Genomic DNA, 2,941 nt, shown 5'->3' on the forward strand with positions numbered 1-2,941 from the left:
CGACACAGTGCTGCGCGGCTTCCAGGAAGTGGCCGACGCGCTGCGCGCGCTGCAAACCGATGCCGATGCGCTGCAGGCGCGCGCGCTGGCCGAACGGCAGGCGCAGGCCGCCTACGACATCACGGCGCGGCAGTACCAGGTGGGCGGGGTCAGCCAGCTGGCCCTGCTGGACGCCCAACGCGAACAACTGCGCGTGCGGGCGGATCGCATCCAGGCGCAGTCCGACCGCTACGCCGACACCGCCGCCCTGCTGCAGGCCCTGGGCGGCGGCTGGTGGAACGAAGAGCCGGACGGCGTATCATCCTCCCATTCGCCATCACGCTGATCCGCCCGTCATGGATGTCTTCCTGCAACTGCAAGCCCTGCTCACTGAAAACCGGATTTCCTATCGCCTGCTGCGCCACGAGCCCTCCGGCAAGTCCGAAGAAGTCGCCGTCATCCGTGGCACCGCCGTCAGCCAGGGGACCAAGGCCCTGGTATGCCGCGTGAAAATCACCTCGAACCAGCGCAAGCACGTACTGGCGGTATTCCCGGCCGACAGGCAGGCCGACCTGGCCGCCATCGCCCTGGCCGCCGGCGGCAAGAAAGCATCGCTGGCTTCGCACGAGCAGGCGCGCGAACTCACGGGCTGTGAAATCGGCGCCATTCCCCCTTTTTCATTCAACCAGGAACTGTCGCTGCTGGCAGACCCCACGCTGCGCGAACGGCACCCCGAAATCGTCTTCAATGCCGGCCGGCTGGATGCGTCCATTGTCATGGGCACCGAAGACTACTTCCGCCTGGCGCAGCCCCTGCAGGCGCCGTTCGTGCACGCCTGAACGGATAACACCATGTGCCTTGCCGTCCTGGCCCTGCATCGCCTGCCCGGCGTACCGGTGCTGATAGCCGCCAACCGCGATGAGTTCCATGCCCGCCCCACCCAACCCGCTTCCGCGTGGCCGGGCCGGCCCGCCATCTACGCCGGGCGCGACCTGCGCGCGGGCGGCACCTGGATGGGAGCGGACGAGCGTGGCCGCTACGCTATCGTCACGAATTTCCGCGACCCGCTGCACTTGCTGGCCGATGCACCCTCGCGCGGCGCGCTGGTGGAAGACTATCTGCGCGGCGATACCGAACCGGGCGACTACCTGGCCGCCGTGCATGCACGCGGCGCCTTGTACAACGGCTTCAACCTGATCGTGGGCGATGTCCGCACGGCATGGTATGCCAGCAACCGCGACGGCGGGCCCCGGGCCCTGCCGCCCGGCATCTATGCCGTGTCGAATCACCTGCTGGACACCCCCTGGCCCAAGCTGGCGCGCACCAAGGCCGCGTTCGAGCGCGTGCTGGATCGCGCGCCGCAACCCGACCTGCCCGCCCTGTACGACACGTTGCGCGACGGCACACCGGCCGACGACGCCAGCCTGCCCGACACCGGCATCGGCCTGGAACGCGAACGCCTGCTCAGCAGCCCGTTCATCGTCAGCCCCGATTACGGCACGCGCGGCTCCACGGTGCTGGCCCTGCATACCAACGGGCACGGCGAACTGCACGAGCGCCGCTTCGGGCCCGATGGCCTGCCCATGGGCGACAGCGACCTGGAATTCCGCTGGCAGGCATGAAGATTGCAGCGGTGGCGAACTTCGCCATCGCGATCTACTCTAAAGCCCATGTCCCGGCAGCCCAGGCCCGCCGTCCTGGCTACGGCCTCTTGCCGGGTTTTCCAGGAGCACGCCCATGAACAAACGCCATGAACGTTCCCGCATGGCCACGGCATTGGCCGCCTGCACCCTGGCGCTGGCCGTCGGCACCGTGGCCGCGCAAACCACGTCCGCCCTGCCCCCGGTGCAGCAGCAGGGCCAGGTCCAGTACATTTCCGGCGGCTTCGGCCAGGATGAGTCCGAAGCCATGAAGGCCGCCAGCAGCAGCTATCCCCTGGTGCTGACTTTCGCCGCCAAAGAAGGCGGCGCTTATCTGGCCGACGTACACGTCACCATTACCGACGCGCAAGGCCAGGCGGTGCTGGACACCACGGCCAAGGGGCCTTATCTGCTGGTCAAGTTGGCGGCCGGCCAGTACAAGATATCGGCCAGCCTGAAGGGCAACGAACAAACCCGCCAGGTGCAGGTAAGCGACCAGGGGACGCGGCGCGAGATGTTCACCTGGAGCACCTGAGGGTGCGGATGTCTGTCGCGGGCGCCCGGCTGGGTGCCTGGCTCGGGAGATGCCAGGCATCGTCATGCGCTACGAAGGCCTCAGTTGAACGGTTTCTGGCACCCTCGCGGAAGCCAGAAACCCGTGAACACCCGTGATCGCTCGTTTGCCGCGGCTTTTCACGCCGACGCGAACAAAATGATGATGTTCACCACCACCGCCAGCGCCCATACCAATGAACGCAGGGTGCCCATGCCGGCCATGTACAGGCCGGCGTAGGTCACGCGCAGTACCAGCCACACGGCGGCCAGGCCGGCCAGCTGCATGACGTCGGCGCCGTTATGCAAGGCCAGCAGCACGGCCGCGAAAAAAAATGGCAAGGCCTCGAAGGCGTTGGCCTGGGCGGCGTTGGCCCGGGCGCGCCAGCCCTGCTGATGCGCCAGCCAGGCGCGCGGCTCGTTGTTGTCGAATCCGCGGCCGCCGGCCTTGGCGGCCAGCGCAGTCAGGGCCGGCAGCAGGGCCGCCACCAGCAACAGGCAAGTCAGGATCGTCATAGTCGTCTCGTCGCGGCGCGGGAATGCGCCCGCCCACTGTAAACCAGGGCGTGGCGGCTCGCGACGTTTCGGGTACGCTTGCCGCTTCCTCGTCGCATTGCCGCCACCATGCCGTTATCCATGATCGCGCTGTTCCCCTGGCTTGCCTTGTGCGCAGCGGCCGCGCTGTTGTGGCCGGCACCCACCCGCCCCTATGCGCTGGCGCCGCTGGCGGCGGGCTATGCCTGGGCCTGGTGGCACGGCGCGCTGGACCC

The 2,941-nt window shown here is 68.0% G+C and carries 5 protein-coding genes; 4 read left to right on the forward strand and 1 reads right to left on the reverse strand.

Annotated features, from left to right (window positions below; genetic code table 11):
* The 4 genes from LPZ50_RS23725 to LPZ50_RS23740 all read left to right on the forward strand — a co-directional run.
* Positions 1 to 325: TolC family protein (locus tag LPZ50_RS23725; RefSeq protein WP_230665311.1), on the forward strand; the 325-nt coding region annotated here is incomplete at its 5' end.
* Between the two features lie 10 nt (positions 326 to 335).
* On the forward strand, positions 336 to 818 hold the full coding sequence (locus LPZ50_RS23730; protein WP_230665312.1) for a YbaK/prolyl-tRNA synthetase associated domain-containing protein: 483 nt from the start codon (positions 336 to 338) through the stop codon (positions 816 to 818).
* Between the two features lie 12 nt (positions 819 to 830).
* Positions 831 to 1,601: an NRDE family protein gene (locus tag LPZ50_RS23735; protein ID WP_230665313.1), complete on the forward strand. Its 771-nt coding sequence runs from the start codon at positions 831 to 833 to the stop codon at positions 1,599 to 1,601.
* Positions 1,602 to 1,716: 115 nt separating this feature from the next.
* A complete protein-coding gene (locus LPZ50_RS23740) occupies positions 1,717 to 2,154 on the forward strand; it encodes a carboxypeptidase-like regulatory domain-containing protein (protein ID WP_230665314.1) in 438 nt (145 codons plus the stop codon).
* A gap of 158 nt (positions 2,155 to 2,312) precedes the next feature.
* On the opposite strand, the gene LPZ50_RS23745 is transcribed toward LPZ50_RS23740, so the two are convergent.
* Complete coding sequence (locus tag LPZ50_RS23745; RefSeq protein ID WP_230665315.1) at positions 2,313 to 2,687, reverse strand: MAPEG family protein; 375 nt, start codon at positions 2,685 to 2,687, stop codon at positions 2,313 to 2,315.
* Between the last annotated feature and the right edge of the window lie 254 nt (positions 2,688 to 2,941).

The organism is Bordetella petrii, from assembly GCF_020991325.1.
GTDB classification, from domain to species: domain Bacteria; phylum Pseudomonadota; class Gammaproteobacteria; order Burkholderiales; family Burkholderiaceae_B; genus Bordetella_A; species Bordetella_A petrii_E.

Coding starts and splice junctions, on each gene's coding strand:
- LPZ50_RS23730 (WP_230665312.1), top strand. CDS start 336: ATGGATGTCTTCCTGCAACTGCAAGCCCTGCTCACTGAAAACCGGATT.
- LPZ50_RS23735 (WP_230665313.1), top strand. CDS start 831: ATGTGCCTTGCCGTCCTGGCCCTGCATCGCCTGCCCGGCGTACCGGTG.
- LPZ50_RS23740 (WP_230665314.1), top strand. CDS start 1,717: ATGAACAAACGCCATGAACGTTCCCGCATGGCCACGGCATTGGCCGCC.
- LPZ50_RS23745 (WP_230665315.1), bottom strand. CDS start 2,687: ATGACGATCCTGACTTGCCTGTTGCTGGTGGCGGCCCTGCTGCCGGCC.